The 22,984-nt window shown below is 73.4% G+C and carries 18 protein-coding genes and 1 pseudogene; 6 read left to right on the forward strand and 13 right to left on the reverse strand.

The window, feature by feature from the left end:
* Positions 1-20: 20 nt before the first annotated feature.
* Both ACE1OA_RS03715 and ACE1OA_RS03720 read right to left on the reverse strand, forming a co-directional pair.
* Entirely contained in the window at positions 21-1,079 is a 1,059-nt protein-coding gene (locus ACE1OA_RS03715) for a hydrogenase expression protein HypE (RefSeq protein ID WP_356601925.1), read from the reverse strand.
* A 74-nt stretch (positions 1,080-1,153) separates the two neighbouring features.
* Positions 1,154-3,031 (reverse strand): hydrogenase maturation protein, encoded by a 1,878-nt coding sequence (locus ACE1OA_RS03720; protein ID WP_432752258.1) that lies wholly within the window; start codon positions 3,029-3,031, stop codon positions 1,154-1,156.
* Positions 3,032-3,256: 225 nt separating this feature from the next.
* On the opposite strand from ACE1OA_RS03720, the pseudogene ACE1OA_RS03725 reads away from it, so the two are divergent.
* Positions 3,257-3,541, forward strand: a pseudogene (locus ACE1OA_RS03725) (GNAT family N-acetyltransferase); the annotation flags it as partial.
* A 165-nt stretch (positions 3,542-3,706) separates the two neighbouring features.
* Here ACE1OA_RS03725 and ACE1OA_RS03730 read toward each other — a convergent pair.
* The 5 genes from ACE1OA_RS03730 to ACE1OA_RS03750 all read right to left on the reverse strand — a co-directional run bounded on the left by ACE1OA_RS03730 (position 3,707) and on the right by ACE1OA_RS03750 (position 8,375).
* Entirely contained in the window at positions 3,707-4,174 is a 468-nt protein-coding gene (locus tag ACE1OA_RS03730; protein WP_261992528.1) for a hypothetical protein, read from the reverse strand.
* A 124-nt stretch (positions 4,175-4,298) separates the two neighbouring features.
* Positions 4,299-5,171, reverse strand: a complete 873-nt coding sequence (locus ACE1OA_RS03735) for an IclR family transcriptional regulator (RefSeq protein ID WP_432752259.1) — start codon at positions 5,169-5,171, stop codon at positions 4,299-4,301.
* A 369-nt stretch (positions 5,172-5,540) separates the two neighbouring features.
* Complete coding sequence (locus ACE1OA_RS03740) at positions 5,541-6,779, reverse strand: PP2C family protein-serine/threonine phosphatase (RefSeq protein ID WP_356601918.1); 1,239 nt, start codon at positions 6,777-6,779, stop codon at positions 5,541-5,543.
* Positions 6,780-6,989: 210 nt separating this feature from the next.
* Complete coding sequence (locus tag ACE1OA_RS03745) at positions 6,990-7,898, reverse strand: hypothetical protein (RefSeq protein WP_356601916.1); 909 nt, start codon at positions 7,896-7,898, stop codon at positions 6,990-6,992.
* A 66-nt stretch (positions 7,899-7,964) separates the two neighbouring features.
* Positions 7,965-8,375 (reverse strand): Fur family transcriptional regulator, encoded by a 411-nt coding sequence (locus ACE1OA_RS03750; protein WP_356601914.1) that lies wholly within the window; start codon positions 8,373-8,375, stop codon positions 7,965-7,967.
* A 422-nt stretch (positions 8,376-8,797) separates the two neighbouring features.
* Between ACE1OA_RS03750 and katG the strand changes: the two genes are divergently transcribed.
* Entirely contained in the window at positions 8,798-11,029 is a 2,232-nt protein-coding gene (gene katG, locus ACE1OA_RS03755) for a catalase/peroxidase HPI (protein ID WP_432752260.1), read from the forward strand.
* A 198-nt stretch (positions 11,030-11,227) separates the two neighbouring features.
* On the opposite strand, the gene manA is transcribed toward katG, so the two are convergent.
* On the reverse strand, positions 11,228-12,481 hold the full coding sequence (gene manA, locus ACE1OA_RS03760) for a mannose-6-phosphate isomerase, class I (RefSeq protein ID WP_356601910.1): 1,254 nt from the start codon (positions 12,479-12,481) through the stop codon (positions 11,228-11,230).
* 351 nt (positions 12,482-12,832) lie between these two features.
* On the opposite strand from manA, the gene ACE1OA_RS03765 reads away from it, so the two are divergent.
* Complete coding sequence (locus ACE1OA_RS03765; RefSeq protein WP_432752261.1) at positions 12,833-13,303, forward strand: GreA/GreB family elongation factor; 471 nt, start codon at positions 12,833-12,835, stop codon at positions 13,301-13,303.
* Positions 13,304-13,372: 69 nt separating this feature from the next.
* Here ACE1OA_RS03765 and ACE1OA_RS03770 read toward each other — a convergent pair whose 3' ends face one another.
* Both ACE1OA_RS03770 and ACE1OA_RS03775 read right to left on the reverse strand, forming a co-directional pair.
* Positions 13,373-14,008, reverse strand: coding sequence for a DUF1345 domain-containing protein (locus tag ACE1OA_RS03770; protein ID WP_356601906.1), 636 nt, complete (start codon positions 14,006-14,008; stop codon positions 13,373-13,375).
* A gap of 190 nt (positions 14,009-14,198) precedes the next feature.
* A complete protein-coding gene (locus tag ACE1OA_RS03775) occupies positions 14,199-16,511 on the reverse strand; it encodes an FdhF/YdeP family oxidoreductase (RefSeq protein ID WP_432752262.1) in 2,313 nt (770 codons plus the stop codon).
* Between the two features lie 388 nt (positions 16,512-16,899).
* Between ACE1OA_RS03775 and ACE1OA_RS03780 the strand changes: the two genes are divergently transcribed.
* The gene (locus ACE1OA_RS03780) at positions 16,900-17,595 is read left to right on the forward strand and encodes a type 1 glutamine amidotransferase domain-containing protein (protein WP_356601902.1); all 696 of its coding nucleotides are present in this window, start codon (positions 16,900-16,902) and stop codon (positions 17,593-17,595) included.
* A 50-nt stretch (positions 17,596-17,645) separates the two neighbouring features.
* Here the strand turns inward: ACE1OA_RS03780 and ACE1OA_RS03785 are convergent, their stop codons facing one another.
* Entirely contained in the window at positions 17,646-18,038 is a 393-nt protein-coding gene (locus ACE1OA_RS03785; protein ID WP_356601900.1) for a nuclear transport factor 2 family protein, read from the reverse strand.
* A 215-nt stretch (positions 18,039-18,253) separates the two neighbouring features.
* Positions 18,254-18,649, reverse strand: a complete 396-nt coding sequence (locus tag ACE1OA_RS03790; RefSeq protein WP_356601898.1) for a RidA family protein — start codon at positions 18,647-18,649, stop codon at positions 18,254-18,256.
* Positions 18,650-18,784: 135 nt separating this feature from the next.
* Here ACE1OA_RS03790 and ACE1OA_RS03795 point away from each other — a divergent pair, with 135 nt between their 5' ends.
* A complete protein-coding gene (locus ACE1OA_RS03795; protein ID WP_356601896.1) occupies positions 18,785-19,759 on the forward strand; it encodes a helix-turn-helix transcriptional regulator in 975 nt (324 codons plus the stop codon).
* A 97-nt stretch (positions 19,760-19,856) separates the two neighbouring features.
* On the opposite strand, the gene ACE1OA_RS03800 is transcribed toward ACE1OA_RS03795, so the two are convergent.
* The gene (locus ACE1OA_RS03800) at positions 19,857-20,624 is read right to left on the reverse strand and encodes a class E sortase (protein ID WP_384868139.1); all 768 of its coding nucleotides are present in this window, start codon (positions 20,622-20,624) and stop codon (positions 19,857-19,859) included.
* 581 nt (positions 20,625-21,205) lie between these two features.
* On the opposite strand from ACE1OA_RS03800, the gene ACE1OA_RS03805 reads away from it, so the two are divergent.
* A complete protein-coding gene (locus ACE1OA_RS03805) occupies positions 21,206-22,933 on the forward strand; it encodes an ATP-binding cassette domain-containing protein (RefSeq protein WP_432754031.1) in 1,728 nt (575 codons plus the stop codon).
* Positions 22,934-22,984: the final 51 nt, after the last annotated feature.

The following is a 22,984-nucleotide window of genomic DNA, read 5'->3' on the forward strand; positions in this document are numbered from 1 at the left end:
GCCGGGGTGGAGCGGGAGGTTCACCAGCGCGATCGGTAGCCCGTGGTCAGCTTCTTGCCGCTGTGCCGCCACTTCGGCTCCTGGTCCACGGTGTGCACGGTCATCGACCGGAGCCTGCGGACCACGGAGCCGTAGGCACCGCTGGCCCTGCTGGACAACTTGGCGCCGGGAGGCTCGTCCATGAAGGGCATGAACTTGTCCGGGAAGCCCGGCATCGTGCAGCCGATGCAGATGCCGCCGACGTTCGGGCAGCCGCCGATGCCGTTCATCCAGCCGCGCTTGGGGACGTTGCACTTGACGACCGGGCCCCAGCAGCCGAGCTTGACCAGGCAGGTCGGGGCGTCGTAGGTCTGCGCGAACTGGCCCTGCTCGTAGTAGCCGGCACGGTCGCAGCCCTCGTGCACGGTCGCGCCGAAGAGCCAGGACGGGCGCAGCTTGTCGTCGAGCGGGATCATCGGGGCCGAACCCGCCGCCTGGTACAGGAGGTAGGTGAGGGTCTCCGAGAAGTTGTCCGGCTGGATGGGGCAGCCGGGGACGCAGACGATCGGGATGCCGGCCTTCGAGGTCCAGTCCCAGCCGAGGTAGTCGGGCACACCCATGGCACCGGTCGGGTTGCCCTCCATGGCGTGGATGCCGCCGTACGTGGCGCAGGTCCCGATGGCGACGACGGCGAGCGCCTTGGGCGCCAGGCGGTCGATCCACTCGCTGGTCGTGATGGGCTGCCCGGTCTCGGGGTTGTCGCCGAAACCGCACCAGTAGCCCTCGGGCTTGATCTTCTCGTTGGGGATCGAGCCCTCGACGACGAGCACGAACGGGTCGATCTCGCCCCGTTCCCCCTTGAAGAACCACTCGATGAAGGTGTCCGAGCCGCCGACCGGACCGCATTCGAAGTCGATCAGCGGCCAGTGCACCGCGATCTTGGGGAGTCCGGGCAGGGTGCCGGTCACGATCTCCTCGATGCTGGGCTGCATCGCGGCCGTCAGCGACACGGAGTCACCGTCACAGCTCAGCCCCGCGTTGATCCAGAGGATGTGGATCGTCGGGTCCTCGGTCGCCGTCTCCGGCGTTGCTGCGGTCATCGGATTGCCTCCTCGGGGAGGTGTTCTGGGAGGGGGTGGGCCGGGACGGTCTGCCCCGGGCCCCACCTTTCTTGCTAGCAGTCCGTCTGCCGGGGTGCCTCGTCCTGTACGGCCAGTCCAGTGACGGCGCGCGGGCCGGGAGCGGTGCGCGCCGGGCCGCCGAGGGCACCGCGGGTGAGGTGGGGCGGGGTGGCGGTGGCGGGCTCCTTGCGGACGAAGGCGCGCCGCAGCGCGTGGTACGGGGCCTCCGGGTCGTCGAAGATCCGCCGCATCCGGTCCAGCTCGGCCTCCCGGTGGGCCGCCAGCGGCCGCAGCGCCTCGTCGCGTTCGCGCTCGGCCTTCTTGCCGGCGATCCGGGTCGCGAGGGACGGGAGCGCGGCCAGGTGCGCGGCGAGCCGCGCCGTCTCGCCGGAGAACGCCTGGGGGCCGCAGGGGATGGTGCGGTCGACGAGCCCGAGGGACTGCGCGGCGGCGGCGCTCACCGGCAGGGCCTCGGCGGTGAGCCGCTCGGCGACCTCGGCGCCGACCCGGCGGGGCAGGGTGTAGGTCCAGTACTCCGAGCCGTACAGCCCCATCAGCCGGTAGTGCGGGTTCAGGACGACCCCGGTCCGGCACCAGACCTCGTCGGCCGCGAGGGCCAGCATGACCCCGCCGGCCGCCGCGTTGCCGCCGAGCGCGGCGACCACCAGGCGGTCGGTGGTGGTGAGGACGGCCTCCACCAGGTCGTCGATGGCGTTGATGTTGGCCCAGGACTCGGCGGCCGGGTCCTGGGCCGCTTCGACGACACCGAGGTGGATGCCGTTGGAGAAGAAGTCGCGGCCGCCGCCGAGGACCAGGACCGAGGTGGGCCGGGTGCAGGCGCTCCGGTAGGCGTCGAGGAGGCGCCGGCAGTGCTCGGTGCTCATCGCGCCGCCCGGGAAGGAGAACGACAGGAATCCGACCTCCCCTTCCTCGCGGTAGGCGATGTCGGACCAGCCGGGCGGGGCGGCCGGGTCCGCCGGGGCGGCGAGTTCCGGCGGCGTGGCGAGGTGGGGGCTGGTCAGGTCCGGCCGGGCGGTGGGGTCCGACGCGGTCGGGGGCGGGGTGGTGACGTCCGGCGGGTCGGTGAGGAGCGGGGCGGTGAGGTCCGGCAGCGCGGGGAGCCGGCCGGCGAGGGCCGCCGTCGCGGGCAGCTTGACCTGCCCGGGCCCGCCCGGGGCGCGGCGGGCCCGGAGTTCGGGAATCCACACGGCGCCGTCGACCGTGGCACGGCAGATCGCCCCGGCCCGGGTGGCGAGGAGCTCCCCCGGCCGGCCGCGGAGCACGGGCTCGGGGTGTCCGCCGTGCAGGAACCACACGTCGCCGAGCAGTTCGTCACGCACTCCCGGCTGCGAGTCGGCGGCGCGCAGCAGCCGCAGCACCCGTTCGGTGGAGTCCGCCCGCCAGTCGATCCGCCGGTCGTCCTGGCGCAGCGCCGCGCGGGTCCGGCTGGTGGTCTGCGGCTTCGGGACGTACGTGCCGGAGGCGAACCGGCGGACGGCGAGGTGTACGGCCGCGAGCGCCGCGTCGGCGATCTCGCCGCGGTAGAGGTCGCCCTTGGCCACCGCCGGCAGCGGGCACGCGACGCTCGCCCAGACGTCGCCGGCGTCCATCTCCGCCTCGGCCTGCAGGACCGTGACGCCCCATCGGGTCGCGTTCTCCTGGACGGCCAGGTCGAGGGAGGAGGGCCCCCGGTCGCCGATCGGTCCCGGGTGGACGATGAGGCAGGTGTGGGTGGACCACACCTCCTCGGGGACGGCGGTCCTCAGCATCGGGGCGATGACCAGGTCGGGCCGGTGCCGGTGCACGGCCTCCGTCAGGGAGACCCCGGGCAGGGCGAGTTCGACCGTGACGGCGTGCCCGTGGTCGCGCAGTTCGGCGTGGACACGCTGGGTCAGGCTGTTGAACGAACTCGCGAGGAGCAGGACGCGCACATGACCTCCCGGCGACGGGCCCGGGGCCGCGTGGGAAGGCGGCCCCGGGCCGGTCGGCAGTACGTGCCGGTGGGTTCGACCGGCCGCCTGCGATGGTCTGCCATGGGGGCGGGCGGTGCCCGAAAGCCGTACGGCCATGTCACCCGAAAGGCGCAGCGGCAGCGGCCAGTCGGCGGCAGGACGGGGCGGCGACGGCGCTGTCCGGAGCCGGCGCGCGGGACGTCGGAGCGGATGGTCCGGGACGAACTCGCCGGGTTCCCGGCCCATCTCCACATCGACCTGCTGCCGGCCTGGCAGGGGCCCGGGTACGGCCGGTCCCTCATGCGGACCCTGCTGGAGGCACTGCACCGTGAGGGCGTGGCGGCTGTCCATCTCTGCATGGCGCGGTCCAACACCGCGGCCAGGGCGTTCTACGACCGGCTGGGCTTCCGGCAGCTGGCCGTCGACGACCCCGGACCCGTCTGGTACCTGGGCCGGCCGACGGCTCCCGACGCGGCGCTCGGCGGGTGACGCTCCGGCCGGGCGATGTCCTCGAAGGGAAGCCACCTCGCGGATGGCAGGCGACGGGCCGGACGCGAACCCGTCGACGGGCCGGACGCGCGCGAACGGTGCCGCCGGCGGCCCCGCCCGCTGGTGTGGGGGTGGGCCGGGCCGCCGGGGCGCGGTGCGGCCGCGTCAGATGTCGATGACGCGGTAGGCGATGGTGTACACCCCGCCGGAGCCCTCCAGGGAGCGCCACTGGGTCTCGCCGCCGAACTCGCTGCCGGTGACGAGCGTGGAGCCCAGCTTGTCGTCCGAGCTCGTCGTGTCGTCGTCCCAGAGGGTGAGGGTGCGGGCCTGCTGCTTGCCGAGGACGAGCGCGGCGTTGCCGTTGGCGTCGGTCAGCGAACGGACGTAACCGGCGCCCATCGTCTGGTACGAGAGGCTTCCGGGCCACACCTTGACCGCGTTGCCGTTGGCGTCGGTGATCTTGATGTAGGCCTCGTCGTGGTCCCCTTCGCTGTTCTGGTGGCAGGTCAGCTCCAGGAGCTCGATCCGCACGTAGTCGATCGGCTCGGCCTGCGCGGTGCCGGCGAAGGCGCCGAGGCTGCCGAGCCCCAGCAGTGCGACGGCGGTCAGTCGAGCGGCTCGGTTCTTGCGCATGTGGTCCCCCCACACAGTCGGGTCACTGTGATGACAACTCGGACCGGATCCCGCCGTCCCGGCGGGCCGGTGTGCCGATTTCCCCCGGCACGACATCCACTGTGCCGGTCCGCCCGCCGCGGTTCTACGCGCGTTCCACTGGACGGAACGACGGCGTCGGGCGACCTGGTGCGCCGGGGACGCCCGCTCGGGCCGGCGGGGCCGTGGCGAGGGCACGTGTGACGGCCCCGCTCGCCTCGGCCACGGCCTGGACCAGGGGTTCGAGGCGGCGGCCTGCCCGGACCATCCCGGTGAGCGCAGCCACCGTCCGGCCGTCCGGCGCCCGTACCGGCAGCGCCGCGCAGCACACCCCGGCCATCACGTCCTCCCGGTCGAGCACCGCCCCGGGGCGCCGCGGTCCGCGCAGCGCCCGGCCCGCCGCGGTGTCGAGGCCGAACGCGACGCCGTCGTGCACCTGCACGATCGGCTCCACCTCGCCGGGCACGGAGCCGACGGTCAGGGCGAGGTCCTCGCGCAGGACCGAGAGCACGACTCCGGCGCCGGTCGCCGCCCGCAGCCGGTGCAGCGGCAGCCGGGCGGCGGCCCGCAGGCCCGGGTACGGTTCCCAGACCTGACCGAGCCGGTAGAGCTGCGGGCCGACCCGGTAGCGCCGGTCACGCCGCTCCACGGCGCCGACCGCGACGAGCTGGTCGAGCAGCCGGTGCACGGTGCCCTTCGGCACCCCGCAGACCTCCGCCAGTTCGGTCACGCCGGCCCCGTCCCCGTACCGGCGCAGGGAGTCCAGCAGGGCGAAGGCCCCTTCCAGCACCCCACGCCCCCGGCCCGTCGCCGCCTCGCCCGGCGCGACTCCGGTCCCCGCCGCCCCGCCACCGCGGGCGCCGGCTCTCGCGGCGCCCGCGGTCCCGGCGTCGCCGGCGCGCGCCTCGGCTCTTCGCGCGTCCCTGCGGCGCGGTTCCAGCCGTCTCGCGTCGACGCGCCGTGCGTCCCGGTGTGTCACATCCCTGTGTGTGGGATGCACATAGGTCGTGTCCCCGTGTGTCGCGTCCATACGTCCCCCCGGACTCCGTACCCCGGCCGGTCCCCCGATGGCGCGGCCGCGGGCACAGGGGACACCATGCGACAGACCGGACGTGTCGACAAAGCCTTTCGCCGTCCCGAGTTCGGCGCGTCGGCCCCGCGCACCGTCACCGGGTCCGGACGGGGAGCACTTCGGCGCGTCGGCCCGAGTACCGAGTACCGGTCGGGGCGCGCGGGTTCATCGGCCGGCCACGCGCGCCGCCGACGGACGCCGGACGGAGGCCGACCCCGACCACCACGTCACCGCCCGACCACCGCCCGCCGCCGCCCACGTGGTCGGGTGGCGCGGTCAGAGGCGGACGACGACGAGCGCGATGTCGTCGCGCACGCCGGCGGCGGCCCCCAGCTCTGCGAGCAGGGCGTCCGCCAGGCGCTCGGGACCCAGCGTGGTCAGCCCGGCCAGAGCGCCGGTGAGACGGGCCAGGCCCTCGTCGATGTCCTCGTCACGACGCTCGATCAGGCCGTCGGTGTACAGCACCAGGGTGTCGCCGGTGCGGAAGGCCGTGCCGGACTGCGGGCGCGGCACGTGGTCGGGCCGTGCCCCCAGGGGAGGGTCGGTGGCCTGGTCGAGCAGCTCGGCGGAGCCGTCGGCGTGCAGGAGCACGGGCGGCGGATGCCCGGCACTGGAGTAGACGATCAGCTTCGAACGGCTGTCGACCAGGACGTTGACGGCCGTGGCCGCGAGCGCGCCCTCGACGGAGCGGGCGTACATGCCCAGGATCTCCAGGGCCTGGGCGGGCCCGGCGACCGCGCGGCTCGCCGCCGACAGGGCGCTGCGCAGCATCCCCATCACGGTGGCGGCCTCCAGGCCGTGTCCGACGACGTCGCCCACCGCGAGGGTGAAGCGGCCGTCGGGCAGGTCGACGGTGTCGTACCAGTCGCCGCACACGTTGAGCGAGCCGATCGCCGGCAGGTAGCGGACGGCGACGTCCGGGTGGTGCGCCAGGTCCGGCGAGCGGAGCATCGCCTCCTGGAGGGTCACGGCGACCTCCCGCTCCCGGGCGTGCGCGGCGCGCAGTTCCTCGTTCAGGCGCTGGAGTTCCCGGGCCCGGGCGTACAGCTCGGCCTCCATGCCCTCCTCGCGTTCGGTCCACTGCCCGCCCTGGCGCCGGAAGCGGCGGGCCTGCACGAAGGCCGTGACGTCCTCGACCCGGTGGATGATCCAGGCGACGCGCCCGTCACCGTCGAGCACGGGCGTGTTCACCGGCGACCACCAGCGTTCCTCGAACGCTCCGGGCCGGTCGACGACCGGGATGTCGTACTTCTGCACGGCCATCGTGTCCGTGCGACCCGTGGCCAGGACGCGCCCGAGCGAGGCACCGAGGTTGCGCACCCCGTCCGCGTCGGGGTCGGCCGGATTGTCGGGGAAGGCGTCGAAGAGGTACATGCCGAGCAGCTCGTCCCGGCTCCGGTTGGTGGCCCGGAGATAGGCGTGGTTGACGTCGACGATCACCAGGTCCGGCGCCAGCACCAGATACGGGCTCGGCGTCGCGGCGAACAGCGCCCTGTAGTCGATCTCCAGCGTCACGGGCTCACCGGCTCCTCACGTCCGGCCGGGGGACGGCCTCGGGGCTGTCCGGAACGTCCCGCCCGGCCGGCGGCTCCTGCCCGAACAGGTCCTGACGCCAACGTACGCACCCCCCGCGCGGTCCGCTCGTCGTGCGGTCGCGGAGCGTGGGGCCCTCGTCGCCGGCGGGCACGGGTCGGCGGGGAGGGGTGGTACGGGGTGCGCGCCCGGTCAGCCGCCGCCGCGCGCGGCCTCTCCCGCCTCGGCCTCGGCGGCCTCCACGGCACGCGCGGCCTCCTCCGCGGCGCGGCGGGCCGTGTCCGCCGACCGTTCCGCCTCCCGCGCGGCCTTGTCGGCGCTCGTGGCCGCGGTCCGGGCGGTCCGCTGCTCCCGGCGCGCCGCGCGCAGTTCCTCCTCCGCCTCGCTGACCCGCCCCGACGCCTCGTCCGCGGCGCTCCGCGCGTCGTCGCGCGCCCGCCGCGCCGTGTCGAGGGCCGCCGCCCGCTCCCGGGCGGCGGTGTCGGCCTCACGTGCCGCCTTCCGGGCCCGGCGCAGCCGCGCGTCGTCCGGCTGCCCGGTCTTCCCGCGCGGGCCGGTGGCCTTCTTGCGGGGTGACGGGGCCTTGCTCGTCGGGCGCCGCGCGACGGCCTCCGCATCGGCGGCGACGGCGCCGAAGCCGACGACCGGTTCCGGCGCCCGGACGAGCCGGCCCGCCACCCACCGCTCGCCGGCCTCGGGATCCGCGAGCACGGCGTGCAGGATCTCCGTCACCTCGCGCAGGACGGCCTCGCTCACGGGCTGCCCGGCGTCCCGCGCGAGCGCGGCGGCCTCCCGTGCCAGGGCGGCGGTGACCTGGTGCTGCCGGCGCCCCGCCTCCCGCAGCTGCGGGGCGTCGAGGGTGCGGTGGGCCTCCCGCAGGGTGCGGCCCAGGGTCAGCAGCGCTTCGGCCTCCTCCGGCCGCTCCCGTGCGAGGTGGTTCGCGACCCAGGCCGCCAGGGTCGGGCGGCGCAGGCCGGCGATCGCCTTCGCCGCCTTCGTGTCCTTCGCCTCGCGCGCCTCCGCGACGTACGCGTCCCGCGCGGCGACGAACCGCTCCGGCGCGAGGCCGTACAGCTCGGTGGTGATCCGCTCGACGTCCACGCCCCCACTCTGGTCCACCGCGCGGGCCCCCGGCGAGCCGGGCGGGACCCCGGCGACAGGACACCCCTACGCGCAGGAGGGGCAGAGTCCGCGGTACGTGACCTCGACCTCCGAGACGCTGAAGCCGAACCGCTCCCCCGCCGCCAGACCGGCCAGCAGGTCGCCGGTGGGGTGGACGTCACGGATCAGACCGCAGCCGGAGCAGACCAGGTGCTGATGCGGGCTGCGGGCGTTGGGGTCGTACCGCTTCGCCCGGCCGTGGGTGGACACCTCCAGGACCTCGCCGAGCAGAACCAGCTCGCCCAGCGTGTTGTACACGGTCGCCCGGGAGATCTCGGGCAGCCGCGCCGCCGCGCGGGCGTGCACCTCGTCGGCCGTGAGGTGCACGTGGTCGCCGTCGAGTACCTCGGCGACGACGCGGCGCTGCGAGGTCATGCGCCAGCCGCGCCCGCGCAACCGCTCCAGCAAGTCGCTCATATCGGCTCACCCATTCAGGTTCGGCGGAGTTCCCGGCGGACTGGACGTGCGTCCGGACTCCTATCGGGTAGGGCTTTGGCGTGCATCTTGACTTGGATTGAGTCCATCGTAGGATCGGTTCTGTTGAGAGCCAAGGGGACGGAACAATTCCAGTACGGCAGGAGACAGCGACGTGAGGGCCACCGCCGGAACACCGCGCGGCGCCGGCGTGCCGGTGCGGCCCGGCCGCGTCCCGGCGCCCGGCGCCCGCCGCCGTCGACGCCCGCCGCTCGATCCGCGGGACGCCCTGCCCGGCACCGTCCGAGGCCCGGGACTTCTCGGCCCGCGAGGCCGAGGCCGCTCGCCGGGGCTCACGCCCCGAAGGTTCCACCACCACCAGCAGTGCCCGAGCACCGTGAACCGCCTGGTCCGGAGGGATTTACATGTCTGAGAACCACGACGCGATCGTCGCCGACGCGAAGAACGAGGGCGGCGGTGGCTGCCCCGTCGCGCACGGGCGCGCCCCGCACCCCACCCAGAGCGGCGGGAACAGCCAGTGGTGGCCGGAGCGTCTCAACCTGAAGATCCTGGCCAAGAACCCGGCTGTCGCCAATCCCCTGGGCGAGGAGTTCGACTACGGCAAGGCGTTCGAGTCGCTCGACCTCGCCGCGGTGAAGCGCGACATCGCCGAGGTGCTGACCACCTCGCAGGACTGGTGGCCGGCCGACTTCGGCAACTACGGCCCCCTCATGGTCCGGATGGCCTGGCACAGCGCGGGCACCTACCGGATCAGTGACGGCCGCGGCGGCGCCGGTGCCGGGCAGCAGCGTTTCGCTCCGCTCAACAGCTGGCCGGACAACGGCAACCTCGACAAGGCCCGCCGCCTGCTGTGGCCGGTCAAGAAGAAGTACGGCCAGAGCCTGTCCTGGGCCGACCTCATGATCCTCACCGGCAACGTCGCCCTGGAGTCGATGGGCTTCGAGACCTTCGGCTTCGCCGGCGGCCGCGCGGACGTCTGGGAGCCCGACGAGGACGTCTACTGGGGCCCGGAGACGACCTGGCTCGGCGACGAGCGCTACACCGGCGACCGGGAGCTGGAGAACCCGCTCGGCGCCGTCCAGATGGGCCTCATCTACGTCAACCCGGAAGGGCCCAACGGACACCCGGACCCGATCGCCGCGGCCCGCGACATCCGTGAGACCTTCCGCCGGATGGCGATGAACGACGAGGAGACGGTCGCCCTGATCGCCGGCGGCCACACCTTCGGCAAGACCCACGGCGCGGGCCCGGCGGACGCGGTCGGCGCCGACCCCGAGGCCGCCCCGATCGAGCAGCAGGGCCTGGGCTGGAAGAACTCCCACGGCACGGGCAAGGGCGGCGACACGATCACCAGCGGCCTGGAGGGCATCTGGACCGACACGCCGACGCAGTGGGACAACAGCTTCTTCGACATCCTCTTCGGTTACGAGTGGGAGCTGTTCAAGAGCCCGGCGGGCGCCCACCAGTGGCGGCCGAAGGAGGGCGCCGGGTCGGACACCGTGCCGGACGCGCACGACCCGTCGAAGCGGCACGCCCCGACGATGCTGACCACGGACCTGTCGCTGCGCTTCGACCCGGTCTACGAGCCGATCTCGCGCCGCTTCCACGAGGACCCCGCCGCGTTCGCGGACGCCTTCGCCCGCGCCTGGTACAAACTGACGCACCGTGACATGGGCCCGGTCGCGCGCTACCTCGGGCCCGAGGTCCCGTCCGAGGTGCTGCTCTGGCAGGACCCGCTGCCCGAGGCGACGTACGAGCCGCTCGCCGCCGACGACGTGGCCGCGCTCAAGGAGCTGGTCCTCGGCTCCGGCCTGACGGTCTCCCAGCTGGTGTCGACCGCGTGGGCGTCGGCCTCCTCCTTCCGCGGCAGCGACAAGCGCGGCGGTGCCAACGGCGCCCGGATCCGCCTCGAACCGCAGCGGGGCTGGCAGGTCAACGAGCCCGACGAGCTGGCGTCCGTCCTCCGTGTCCTGGAGGGGGTCCGGGAGTCCTTCAACTCCGCCCGGTCCGGCGGTCAGGGCGTCTCGCTGGCCGACCTCATCGTGCTCGCCGGCTCGGCGGCCGTGGAGAAGGCCGCCGAGGCCGCGGGCGTCGCGGTCGAGGTGCCGTTCACCCCGGGCCGCGTGGACGCCGCCCAGGACCAGACGGACGTGGAGTCGTTCGCCGCGCTGGAGCCGTCGGCCGACGGGTTCCGCAACTACCTCGGCAAGGGCAACCGCCTTCCCGCCGAGTACCTGCTGCTCGACCGGGCGAACCTGCTGACGCTCAGCGCCCCGGAACTGACGGTCCTGGTCGGCGGCCTGCGCGTGCTCGGCGCCAACCACCAGCAGTCCTCGCTGGGCGTCTTCACGACGTCCCCCGGGTCGCTGACGAACGACTTCTTCGTCAACCTGCTCGACCTGGGCACCGAGTGGACGGCGACCTCCTCGGACGCGAACACGTTCGAGGGCCGCGACATCGCCACGGGCGAGGTCCGGTGGACCGGCAGCCGGGCCGACCTCGTCTTCGGCTCGAACTCCGAACTGCGCGCGCTGGCCGAGGTCTACGCGAGCGACGACGCGAAGGAGAAGTTCGTGCGGGACTTCGTCGCCGCCTGGAGCAAGGTGATGGACCTGGACCGGTTCGACGTCGCCTGATCCGGTGAGGGGCGTCCCGTCGGCCCGGCCCGGTCCGGTTCGACGGGACACCCACCTTGTCCGGGCGGCCGACGCCCGTAGGGTCCGGGCCGGCCGGCGACGGCGGGCCCGGACTTTCCCGCACCGGAAGCCGTGGGTGCCGCCCCGGGAGCGATCCGTGCCGTTCCGCGACCGGTACGTGCCGGCCGCGGCCCGCCGTCAGCCGGTTGCGGCCGGATCCGGCGGAGCGGGGACGGGGACGGGGTCCGACGGCGCCGCCGCGTGCTCGGGCGGCACGGTGGCCCGGAAGACGGTGCCCTCCCCCGCCACCTCGGCCCGCTCTCCCGCGGGTACGTAGACGGCACGGCCGGGCCCGATCCGCGCCGTGGCCGCCGCGGACGTCAGCAGGGCCTCCCCCTCGGTGCACAGGACGATCTGGGGCGCGTCCCCGCCCAGGGACCGCGGGGCGCCGTCGGCCCTCAGCGTGATCCGGGAGAGCCGGAAGTCGTCGACCGGGGCCGGGTAGACGTACTCGCCCGCGGGCCCCTCCGGCCCCGGTCCGAGGACGCGGGGCGGCGGAGCGGCGAACCGGACGACCCCGAGGAGTTCGTCGGTGTCCACGTGCTTGGTCGTCAGCCCGCACCGCAGGACGTTGTCGGACCCGGCCATGACCTCCACCCCGAGCCCGGACAGGTACGCGTGCGGCACACCCGCCCCGAGGTGGAGCGCCTCGCCCGGGGCGAGCCGCACATGACGCAGCATCAGCGCGGGCAGGAGCCCGGCGTCGCCCGGATGCGCCCGCGCGATCGCCCGGTACGCGGCGAAGTCCACCCGCCGTGCCCCATCCCGCCCGGCCGCGCGCGCGACGGCCTCGGTGACGGCGTCCAGCAGGCCGGGCCCGGGGGCGAGGAACGCGGTGAACACGGCCCTCAGCGCGGACTCCTCCGGAGCCGTCCGCAACGTCACGGCGTACGGACGCAGTGCGGGAACCCCCAGATCGTCGAACAGGTCCGCGCACTGCGCGGGCGACCTGAAGCCGCACAGCCCGTCGAAGGGGGTCAGGGCGACGATCATCTCCGGCTTGTGCTGACCGTCCCGGTAGTTGCGGTGCGGGGCGTCCGGCGGGACGCCCCGCGCGTTCTCCGCCGCGAAGCCCGCGGCCGCCTGCTCCGCGTCCGGGTGGACCTGGAGGGAGAGCGGGGCGTCCGCGGCGAGCAGCTTCAGCAGGAACGGCAGCCGGGGACCGAAGCGGCGCAGCACGGACGCTCCCAGCTCCCTGGCGGGGTCGGCCGTGATGACGCGGTCGAGGGTGATCGTGACACCGCCGCGTTCGACCCGCGACGGCGCCGCCGGGTGGGCGCCCATCCACAGTTCGGCCTGGGGTTCGCCGGTCGGCGGGAGACCCATGAGCCGGGGCAGAGCGGTGGCGGAACCCCACGCGTAGGGCTGAACGATGGTGGAGAGGAGGTCCATGGCGTCTGTTTCCTGGGCGGAGGAGGCGTGCGGGCGAACACGGTTCCGGCGGGAGGCGACCGGTGGGAGAACACCCGTCGGAGCGGGGGGCGATTCCGAGGCTTCGGGGTCACTTTCGGTCGTTCCGGGCAGGCGGAGCCGGCGGTACCGCGGCGGTTCCCGCCCATGGCGTCCCGACGCGTCCCGCTCGTGCGTTCCGCACACTCTGCCTCGCTCTGACAACGTTGTCTAGTGCCGCGCGCACGCCCTGACCACCCCTGGGTCCACCTCCGAGCGATTTGCCCGCCCTGCCGAAGAATGGGGTAATTGATGCGGTACGCGCACTCTCCGCCCGCACGACGGGAGCCAGGCATGACCGACGGACCCGAGCCGCTCAGCGCTGTCGCCCGCGAAGCCCTGGAGCGGGAACTCACCGACCTCCGCGGCGAACGCGCCACGGTCGCCGGCACGCTCGAGGACGAGGACTACGAGGGCGACCGGGCGGACCAGGCCGACGAGTTGCAGCGCGCCACGGAACTCGACCGTCTGGACCGGCGGATCTCCGAGATCCAGGGTCGGCTGAGCGGGGGAGCCGCCGCGGGCCCGCCCCGCACCGACGTGATCGCGGTGGGCAGCACGGCGACCGTACGGTTCGAGGACGGCACGGAGTCCACGGTCCGGATCGGCGAGGTGGCCGAGGCGCTGGACCCGACGCTGGTCACCGCCGACAGCCCTCTGGGCCGCGCGCTGCAGGGCCACCGCGCCGGTGACACCGTCGCCTACCGGACTCCGGAGGGGTCGGGTTCGGTGGTCGTGGTGTCCCTCGGCGACGCGTCGGCGTAGGACCCGTCGTCACGTCCCGCCCGGCCCCTGGCGCTCGGCCCCGGAGCGCGACGCCGTCGCCCCGGCCGGTCAGCCGGTCACGATTCCGGTGACGAGGTTGATCGTGGTGGCGAGAATGCTGGCCCCGAAGACGTAGGACAGCAGACAGTGCCGCAGGGCCACCGCCCGGATCCTCGAACTGGAGACGTCGGTGTCCGAGACCTGGTAGGTCATGCCGAGGTTGTAGCTGAAGTAGAGGAAGTCGCTGTAGGCCGGCGGGCTCTGGGTGTTGAAGTCGATGCCTCCGTCGGACGTCAGGTAGTACAGGTGCGCGTAACGGGTGGCGTACATCAGGTGCAGGGCCGCCCAGGCCATGAAGACGCCGCCGAGCGCGGTCGCCGCGGCGGTGTGGCTGTCGCGGGAGTCGCCGACCAGGAGCAGCATCACGATGCCGGCCAGACCGCACACGGCGGCCGCGACGACGGCGAGCTCCTCGACGAGCGGTCTGAAGTCCTCGCGCCGCGCGTTGCGATGGGTCTCGGCGGCGTCCATGGGCCAGAGCACGATCCAGCCCGTCACGACGAAGAAGGTCTCGGCGGCGAAGATCCCGGCCAGGATCCCGAGGGGTGTCTCGCGCCCCAGACCCACGAGGACGCCGACGACCAGCCCGAAGAGCGACGCGTTCACGAGCCGGGGAACAGCGGAGCGCGGAAGCCAGAGTTGCACGGGCCCTCACAGTGGCGACGGAAGCGGTCCCGCCGCGGAGACGGCGGGACGGACAGGACGACGGGGCGGCGGGGCGGGCGGGACGGGCCGGTGCCTCTCACCGTGAGCCCGGAGGAGGCACCGGTACGGGGCTCACGGTCGTGCAGCGGCGTGCGTGCCCCCGCTGTGCTCGCCCCGCCGGAGCGGCCCGTCAGGCGGCGGGATCGATGGTGACCTTGACGTGCTTCATGATCGGCTGGTCGCTCTGGGTGCTGTAGTCGCCGAGGGCGCACAGGACGTTCATCTCGGGCATGTATCCGGCCGCGCAGCCGCGGGGGATGTCGTAGGGGACGGCGAGGTAGCCGTCGAGGTGACGCCGGCTGCCGTCCTTGGCGGTGCTCGTGATGTCGACCCGGCCGAGTTCGGTGATGCCTCGCTCGCGCATGTCGTCACGGTTCATGAAGACGAGCGTGCGCAGGTTCTTGATGCCGCGGTAGCGGTCGTTGTCGGAGTAGATGGTGGTGTTCCACTGGTCGTGGGACCGCATGGTGCCCAGCGCCAGGGTCCCGGGGGCGGGGACGACGTCGGGCAGGGCGGCGGTGGAGAACTCGGCGCGCCCGGACGGGGTGAGGAAGACCAGTTCCCGGGCCGGCTGCTTGATGCGGAACCCGAGGGGCAGGCGGACGCGGCGGTTGAAGTCCTCGAACCCGTCGAGCGCGCGCGCCATCGTGTCGCGGATGCGGTCGTAGTCCTCGATGTACCACTCCCAGGGGGTCTCGCTGGCAGGCAGCGCGGCGCGCGCCATGCCGGCGACGATGGCCGGCTCGGACAGCAGGTGCGGGGAGGCGGGACGCTTCATGCCGACGGACAGGTGCACCATGCTCATCGAGTCCTCGACGGACGTGCTCTGGACGCCCTTGCGCTGGTGGTCCTTCTCCGTGCGGCCCAGGCAGGGCAGGATCAGCGCCTGCCGTCCGTGCACGACGTGGCTGCGGTTGAGCTTGGTGCTCACCTGGACGGTGAGGTCGCAGGTGCGCAACGCCTCGTAGGTGTACGGGGTGTCGGGGGCCGCGAGGGCGAAGTTGCCGCCCATGCCGACGAACACCTTCACCTCGCCCGCGTGCATGGCCCGGATGGTGCGGACGGTGTCCAGACCGTGCTCGCGCGGCGGGTCGATCTTGCAGACCTCGGCCAGCCGGTCCAGGAACGCGTCGGTGGGCCGGTGGTCGATCCCGCAGGTGCGGTTGCCCTGGACGTTGCTGTGGCCGCGGACGGGCGACGGCCCCGCCCCCTCACGCCCCAGGTTGCCGCGCAGCAGCAGGAGGTTGACGATCTCGCGCACCGTGTCGACGCCGTGCTCGTGCTGGGTGAGGCCCAGGCACCAGCTGACGATGCTGCGGTCCGCTTCCCGGTAGACCCGGGCGGCCTTCAGGATGTCGGCACGGGTGACGCCGGACTGGTGCTCGATCTCGTCCCACGGCGTGGCCTCGCACACGGCGCGGTACGCGTCGAAGCCGGTGGTGTGGCGCTCGACGAATTCCCGGTCCAGCGCCTTGGGGTCGGTCGCGGACTGCTCCAGGATCGCCTTGGCCATGCCGCGCAGCAGCGCCATGTCGCCGCCGATGCGCGGCTGCAGGTTGAGGGTGCTGGTCGGGGTCGTCTTGAACAGCGCCATGTCCGTGAAGTCGTGCGGGACGATGGTGCGGGTGGCGGCCGCCTCGACCAGCGGGTTGACGTGCACGATGTGGGCGCCGCGGTCGTGCGCCTCGGCGAGGGCGGTGAGCATCCGGGGCGCGTTGGAGGCGGCGTTGACGCCCAGGATGAAGAGCGCGTCGGTGACCTCCCAGTCCTTGAGGTCGACGGTGCCCTTGCCGGTGCCGAGGGACGCCTGCAGGGCGCGGCCGCTGGCCTCGTGGCACATGTTCGAGCAGTCCGGCAGGTTGTTGGTGCCCAGCTCGCGGGCCATCAGCTGGTACAGGAAGGTGGCTTCGTTCCCGAGGCGTCCGGACGTGTAGAACGCCGCCTGGTGCGGGGAGTCCAGCTCGCGCAGGGCCCGGCCGACGACCTCGAAGGCGTCCTTCCAGCTGATGGGGACGTAGTGGTCCGTGTCGGGGTCGTAGACCATCGGCCCGGTCAGCCGACCCTGGTTCTCCAGCTCGTAGTCGCTCCACCCCGACAGCTCGGTCACGGAGTGGGCGGCGAAGAACTCCCGCCCTACGCGCTTGCGCGTCATCTCCCAGGTGACGTGCTTGATCCCGTTCTCGCAGATGTCGAGGTGCAGGCCCTTGAGGTCGTCCGGCCAGGCGCAGCCCGGACAGTCGAAGCCCGTGTTCTCGTGGTTCATCCGCATGATGGCCCGGGGGCCGTCCACCAGCGCGCCCTCGCGCACCAGGAAGGTCGTCACGCTCTTGGCGGCCCCCCAGCCGGCGGCGGGATGGTGGTAGGGACGGAACTCCGGGTCCCCCGTGGGCTCGGGCCCCACACCGTGCTCGACCTGTCGCTGTTCCTCGTCGGACGCGCTCAAGACTCTCACCCTTCCGCAGCGCGGATCTGGGCCGGAATGCGGCACTCCTGCCCAGGCTAGGTCGGTGGTCAGGCCGCCGCCATGCGACCGTGCCACCGCCGGCGCACCGGCTCACGTGCGTGGTTCCTGCGGCGGACCGACGGGACACCGGGTACGCCCGACCGGGGGACCCATCGGGATTCCAATGCCGGACATCGGATTCCCCATTGGATATCGATGACCGACCGGCCTACCGTCGAAGACGTCGCCACGCCGACGATCCGTGCACGGAACGTCGGCACGCGGCGGCGCGGACGACGCCACCTCGGGCCGACCGAGCCCCTGGCGAGCACCCGTCCCGCCCTCGCCCCCCGTCCCCTTCCCCTCTTCCTTCCGGAGTGAGCTCAGCATGTCGAAGATCCTTTTCGTGATGACCGGCGCCGACCACTGGACCCTCGCCGACGGCACCAAGCACCCGACCGGCTTCTGGGCCGAGGAGGCCGTCGCCCCGTACGAGGCGTTCACGGCCGCGGGGCACGAGGTCGTCGTGGCCACCCCGGGCGGCGTCGAGCCCACCGTCGACCAGGGCAGCCTGGCCCCCGAGTTCAACGGCGGACCCGAGGGCGCCGAGAAGGTCGCCTCGGCGCTCGCGTCCCTCACCGCCCTGCGGCACCCGGTGCGGCTGGAGGACGTACGGGTCGACGACTACGACGCCGTCTTCTACCCCGGCGGCCACGGCCCCATGGAGGACCTCGCCGTGAACGCCGACTCGGGCCGGCTGCTCGTCGCGGCGCTGAAGTCGGGCAAGCCCCTGGCCGTCGTCTGCCACGGCCCGGCGGCCCTGCTCGCCGCCGTCGACGAGGGCGGCACGAACGCCTTCGCGGGCTACCGGGTCGCCGCCTTCAGCAACGCGGAGGAGACCCAGGCCGGCCTCGCCGAGAAGGCGAAGTGGCTGCTGGAGACCCGCCTGACCGAGGCGGGTGTCGACGTCCGGGTGAGCGAGCCGTGGGCACCGCACGTGGTCGTCGACCGCAACCTCGTCACCGGGCAGAACCCCGCCTCCTCCGCGCCCCTCGCGGCGGAGGTCCTGAAGAAGCTCGCCTGACCGAGGGGTGAGGGCCGGGCTTCACGCCGCCTGCCGGTACGGGGCCCGGCTCACGCGCCCGCCGCCTCCCGGGCGATCCGGTCGAACTGGGCGCCCATCGCCTCCGACAGCGCCTTGGCCGCGGACAGCGGGCGCACCATGACGGTGAAGTCGTCGATCCGGCCCGCCTCGTCGAAGTGGAGGAAGTCGCAGCCCTGGATCTCCCGGCCGTCGACGGTGGCGGTGAAGACGAGGGCGTGGTCGCGGCCGTCCGGGTTCGCGATCTCGCGCACGTAGGTGAAGTCCTCGAAGACCCGCATGACACCGCGGAGGATCGCGGCGGTGATGGCCTTGCCCTCGTACGGCTTGAAGGCGACGGGGCTGGTGAAGACGACGTCCGGCGCGAGCAGCGCCTCCAGGGCTTCGGTGTCCCGGTTCTCGACGGCCTTGCGGAACGGATGCATCGAACCCCACTTACTCAAGTAATTGACTAGGTGCGAGTGAGGCTATTCCGATGGCGCGCCCCTGTCCAGGGCGGCCCCGTACCCCACCCACGGCGCCCCGCACCTGGCGGGGCGCCGGTCGAGCTCTGGCCGCCTTCGGCGCGGAGGGAGCCACCCCGGCGCAGGCTGTTCGGGCCGGCCCCACCGGCCCGAACAGCGCAGACGGTGAGGTCACGTCACGCGACGGCGGTTCCCTCGAGTTCGACCAGCTGGCCGGGGAGCGCCAGTCGCGTCACCCCGAGCATCGTGGTGGTCGGCGCCACCCCGGCGGCGCCCAACCTCGCCGCCAGCAAGCCGTAGTGCCGGAAGAGCAGATCCACGTCGGTCGTGTAGACGTTGAGCCGGACGAGGTCGGCGGGCGACATGCCGGCCTCGCCGAGCACGGCCTCGAGATTGTCGATGCTCAGCGTCAACTGCGCCGCCATGTCACCGTCGTGCTGGGGTTCGCCGTCCTCGCTCATCGCCGTCTGCCCCGAGATGTAGAGGGTCCGGGTGTGCCCGGAGACGACCTCACCCTGGTTGAATCCCCTCTCCACCGACCAGGACACCGGGTTGATCGCGGTTCGTTCCATGGACACGTGAGTTCCCTTCGCTTCATGCGGGATGCGCGCGTCGGACGGCTCCACAGCCGTCTGCTCGACGTCGCGTGAACGAGCCTCGCAACAAATCACGACACCCTTGGTCATGTATGCCGATAGGTTTCCCGCATGCGTGCCGACCGCTTGGTCTCGCTGGTGCTTCTGCTGCGGCAGCGCGGCCGGCTGACCGCCGACACCCTGGCCCGCGAGCTCGACGTCTCCACCCGCACCGTGCTGCGCGATATCGAGGCGCTGTCCGCGGCGGGTGTCCCGGTCTACGCCGAACGCGGCCGGCACGGCGGTTTCGCGTTGCTGCCCGGTTTCCGGACCGAGCTCACCGGACTGAACCACGACGAGGCCCTTGCCCTGCTGGCCGCCGGATCGGGGCGTGGCGAGCAGGTGCTGGGCCTCCGCTCGGCCCTCGCGTCGGCCAGGCGGAAGGTGGTCGACGCGCTGCCCGAGGGTCACCGGGCCGCCGCGAGCGACGCGGCCCAGCGCTTTCTCGTCGACCCCGAGGCCGACCTGCTCTCACGCAAGCCGGTCGCCGAGGAGGTGACCGACAGCACGATGATCGAGATCCGGCGCGCGGTGCTCGCCGGGCACAGGCTCCGCATCCACTACGCCGCCACGGGCCAGGCACCGCGATGGCGCACGGTGGACCCGATCGGTCTGGTGACCGTACGCGACCGGGGCTACCTGCTGGCCACGAGATCGGGCGAGGACCGCACCTACCGGCTGGCGCGGGTGTCCGCCGCCGAGGAACTCCCCGAAGCGGCACAACGACCGGACCGGATCGATCTGGACCTGATCTGGCGGGAGCGCTCCGCGCGGTTCCTCTCCGGCGGCGACCACGTCACCGTGCGGGTGCGGGTCGACCCGGCGCGACGGGAGGAGCTGCTGGACACCGCGCTGGCCGTCCGCGCGGAGGAGCCGGACGCGGACGGCCGGCTGCTCCTGGAGGTGACCTTCCAGGATTCACGACACGCCGAATGGGCGCTGTGGCAGCTCGGCATGGACGCGGAGGCCCTCACCCCGCCCGCGCTGCGCACCGCCCTGCGCGACCGCGCCGCCGCGCTCGCCGCCCGCTACACGGACGCGACCTGAAAGCTTCCCGGTCGGCCACCTGGTGAGGCGGCCGAGGCGGGCTCCAGGTCCTGTCCGGGCGATCTTCGAGGATCGGCCGGCGGCGCCCGGACAGGCCCTAGCCGGCCGGGCGGGTGGCGGCCAGTACGCCGATCTTGTCGATGCGGTGCTCGGGGTTGCCCTGCGCGTCGCGCCAGTAGTTCCCCGCCGCGTTGTCCTCGGGCGTCGCGCAGGTGGAGAGGGTGATCATGGCCTTGGTGGCCTTCTCGCCGGGCTTCCCCGGCACCGCGGCCCGCTGCTCGGCGAGGGAGCGGGCGGAGCGGAAGGACGTGGTCCGGGTCTCGGTGATCCGGTATTCGTACACGGTGTCACCCTGGGTGACGAAGACCGGGTCCCCCACGCGGACCGAGGGCAGCTCCCGCAGCGGTCCACCCGCGGAGAGGCGGTGGGCGGTCACCAGGTAGTTCCCGACCTCGCCGGGTCCGACCCCGCCGCGTTTCCCGTACGGGCTTGCGGCCACGCCACGGTCCTGGATGCGGGTACCGGCGGCGTCGTCGGTCGTTCCCTCGTAGGGAACGACACGCAGGCCGGTGAGGCCGATCGCGGGAATCGCCAGCTCGGCCGTCCGGGTCCGCGCGACCGGCTCGGGATCGGGGGCCGGCGCCGCCACGGGGATCCGCGTCGCGGACGGCACGGGGGCGGAAGACGACGACGCGGGGGCGGCGGCCGGCGCGGGTCCGCTCGTGGCCACGGCGGAAGGGGCCGCGTCACGCGGGCTCGGCGAGGCACCGGCCGCGGCGCCCGCACCCGTCTGGGCGGAGCAGCCGACGAGCAGGCCGGCGGTCATCGCGGCTATGACGGGGAGAACGACTCGGGGACTCGGCATGGCATTCCGGAGGGGTTCGTCACTCTCGGTCGCTGTCGGGTCATCACACGGCGCCCGCAAAGACCGCTTCAACCAGGACAACGACCGGAATCGCCCGCACATTCCCCTGGATGCACGTACGGACCGTAGCGAGCGCCGCACACCTCAGAAAGACCACCGGTCACTCGCGTATCGACTTCGGCGATTCGGCCATCTCCGCTCCACCCCGCGCTCCGGGCGGCACAAGGGTCCGTGGCCTCTGCATGCCGCGGCGGACGCGCCACCCCACGGATCCGTCCTCGGCTCACATACGTGTGCTCGACTCCCCCGCACCCGTCGTTGGTCCCGGTACTCACCGCTCCCCCAACGACCGCCCAGGAGAAGAGCAGTTGACCGCTGATCCCACCCCGCAGACCGCTGCCGTCCCGCCCCCGTCGACCACCGCTGCCGTCCCGCCCCCGTCCGCACCCGCCGGCACGCCGCCGCCCCCTCCGCCCGCCGAGATCACGTACGCGGGCGAGTTCGCCGTGAACCCGCTCGGAGAGGCGTCCTTCCGCGCCCTGTGCGCCCGGCTCCCCCGCGTCCTGCTGCGCATCGGACGGATGTCCTGGCGCGTCGACCGCCGTGCCGTCCTGCTGCTCCTCGGATGCCAGCTGGTCACGGGAGTGGCGGCGGCCGTCCTGCTGACCGCCACCGCCCGGGCCCTGCGGGCCGTCCTCGGTGCCGGGGCGATCGCCGACCGCCTGGACCAGGCGCTGCCGGCCCTCGTGGTCGTGGGCATCGCCGCCGGTCTCACGCGTACCGCCGAAGCCCTGGCCGGCTACGCCGAGCGGCGGCTCACGCCCGGACTCACGACCGGGACCGACACCGCGCTCGTCGAGGCGGTCTGCCGGGTCGAGGCGGCGGCCTACGCGGTGGACGGCTTCGCCGACCGCCAGGAGGCGGCGGAGATGGGGGTGATCCGGGCCCAGGTGATGGTGACCGACGCGCAGCGCTTCCTGTCGGCGCTCGTCCGCATGGTCACGGCCGCCGGAGCGCTCGCGGTGCTCAACCCGCTGGTGGTTCCCCTGCTCCTCCTCGCCGTGCTGCCGGCGGGTGCCGGGGCGGTGCTGACCGCCCGGGTGGACTACGAGGTGCACTACGCGAACATCGCCGACCGCAACGTGCGCGGCATGATGCGCTGGTGGGCGACGACCACCAAGTACGGCGACGAGGTCCGCGCCAACGGGATGACCGACTACCTGCTCTTCTGGTTCCGCTCGCTGTCCGAGCGCTGCGACCGGCGCACGCTCGCCGCGGCCCCGCGCACGCTGCGCATCGCGCTCGCCTCGTCCCTGGTCGCCGGTGTGTTCCTGGTCGCGTCATGGGCGGCGCTCGCCTGGCTGGCCACGACCGGCCGGATCGCCCTCGCGCTCGCCGCGACCGCCGTCGTCGCCGTCCAGACGACACTCGGCGCCCTGTCGCAGCTGGTCCTCAACGGCGCCGCGCTCTTCCACACGAGTCTCTACCTCGGCGACATGGAGTCCTTCCTCGACGACGCGTCCGCACGCGCACCCCGACGCGGCTCCGCCACCGTGAGCGCCCCGGTCGAGGAGATCCGGCTCGATGAGGTCGTCTACCGCTACCCGGGCAAGGACAGGCCCGCCGTCGACGGCGTGTCCCTGACCCTGCGCCGTGGGGAGATCCTCGCGATCGTCGGCGTGAACGGCTCCGGCAAGTCGACCCTCACCCGCCTGCTCACCGGCGTCTACCTGCCCGACGAGGGACGGGTGACCTGGAACGGAACCGATCTCGGCGACGTCGACCCGGCAGCCGTGTGGAGCTGCACCGGGCTGGTCCCGCAGATCTTCGCCCAGTGGCCGCTGCGGGTACGGGAGAACATCACCCTCGGACAGCCGCGCACGTCCCACGACGGTCCGGTCTGGGACGCCGTCGACGCGGTCGGGATGCGCGAGGCGATCGAGGACCTGCCGGCCGGCCTGGACACGCTCCTGGCGCGGGAGCTCTTCGGCGGCGCGGAGCTGTCCGGCGGCCAGTGGCAGCGGCTTGCCTGCTCACGGGCCCTGTACCGCCGCCCGCCGCTGCTCATCCTGGACGAACCCACGTCGCAGATGGACCCGCGCGGCGAACACCGCGTCTTCGAGCGGATCAGGTCGATCGCCGGCGACCGCATCACGATCGTGGTCACCCACCGTCTGGAGAACACCCGGATCGCCGACCACATCGTGGTGATGGAACACGGCCGCATCACCGAACAGGGCCGATACGACGACCTGGTCCGCGCGGGCGGCACCTTCGCGGAGCTCCTCGCCCTCTCCCTCGACCGCTGACGCCGAACCCGGCCGGCCGAGAGGCCCTGCGCCTGCCGCCCCAACCCGGCG

The organism is Streptomyces sp. JL2001 (genome assembly GCF_050917515.1).
GTDB lineage: Bacteria > Actinomycetota > Actinomycetes > Streptomycetales > Streptomycetaceae > Streptomyces.

Coding starts and splice junctions, on each gene's coding strand:
- ACE1OA_RS03800 (WP_384868139.1), bottom strand. CDS start 20,624: ATGCCGAGTCCCCGAGTCGTTCTCCCCGTCATAGCCGCGATGACCGCC.
- ACE1OA_RS03730 (WP_261992528.1), bottom strand. CDS start 4,174: ATGCGCAAGAACCGAGCCGCTCGACTGACCGCCGTCGCACTGCTGGGG.
- manA (WP_356601910.1), bottom strand. CDS start 12,481: ATGGACCTCCTCTCCACCATCGTTCAGCCCTACGCGTGGGGTTCCGCC.
- ACE1OA_RS03795 (WP_356601896.1), top strand. CDS start 18,785: ATGCGTGCCGACCGCTTGGTCTCGCTGGTGCTTCTGCTGCGGCAGCGC.
- ACE1OA_RS03715 (WP_356601925.1), bottom strand. CDS start 1,079: ATGACCGCAGCAACGCCGGAGACGGCGACCGAGGACCCGACGATCCAC.
- ACE1OA_RS03765 (WP_432752261.1), top strand. CDS start 12,833: ATGACCGACGGACCCGAGCCGCTCAGCGCTGTCGCCCGCGAAGCCCTG.
- katG (WP_432752260.1), top strand. CDS start 8,798: ATGTCTGAGAACCACGACGCGATCGTCGCCGACGCGAAGAACGAGGGC.
- ACE1OA_RS03750 (WP_356601914.1), bottom strand. CDS start 8,375: ATGAGCGACTTGCTGGAGCGGTTGCGCGGGCGCGGCTGGCGCATGACC.
- ACE1OA_RS03790 (WP_356601898.1), bottom strand. CDS start 18,649: ATGGAACGAACCGCGATCAACCCGGTGTCCTGGTCGGTGGAGAGGGGA.
- ACE1OA_RS03805 (WP_432754031.1), top strand. CDS start 21,206: ATGTCCTGGCGCGTCGACCGCCGTGCCGTCCTGCTGCTCCTCGGATGC.
- ACE1OA_RS03785 (WP_356601900.1), bottom strand. CDS start 18,038: ATGCATCCGTTCCGCAAGGCCGTCGAGAACCGGGACACCGAAGCCCTG.
- ACE1OA_RS03780 (WP_356601902.1), top strand. CDS start 16,900: ATGTCGAAGATCCTTTTCGTGATGACCGGCGCCGACCACTGGACCCTC.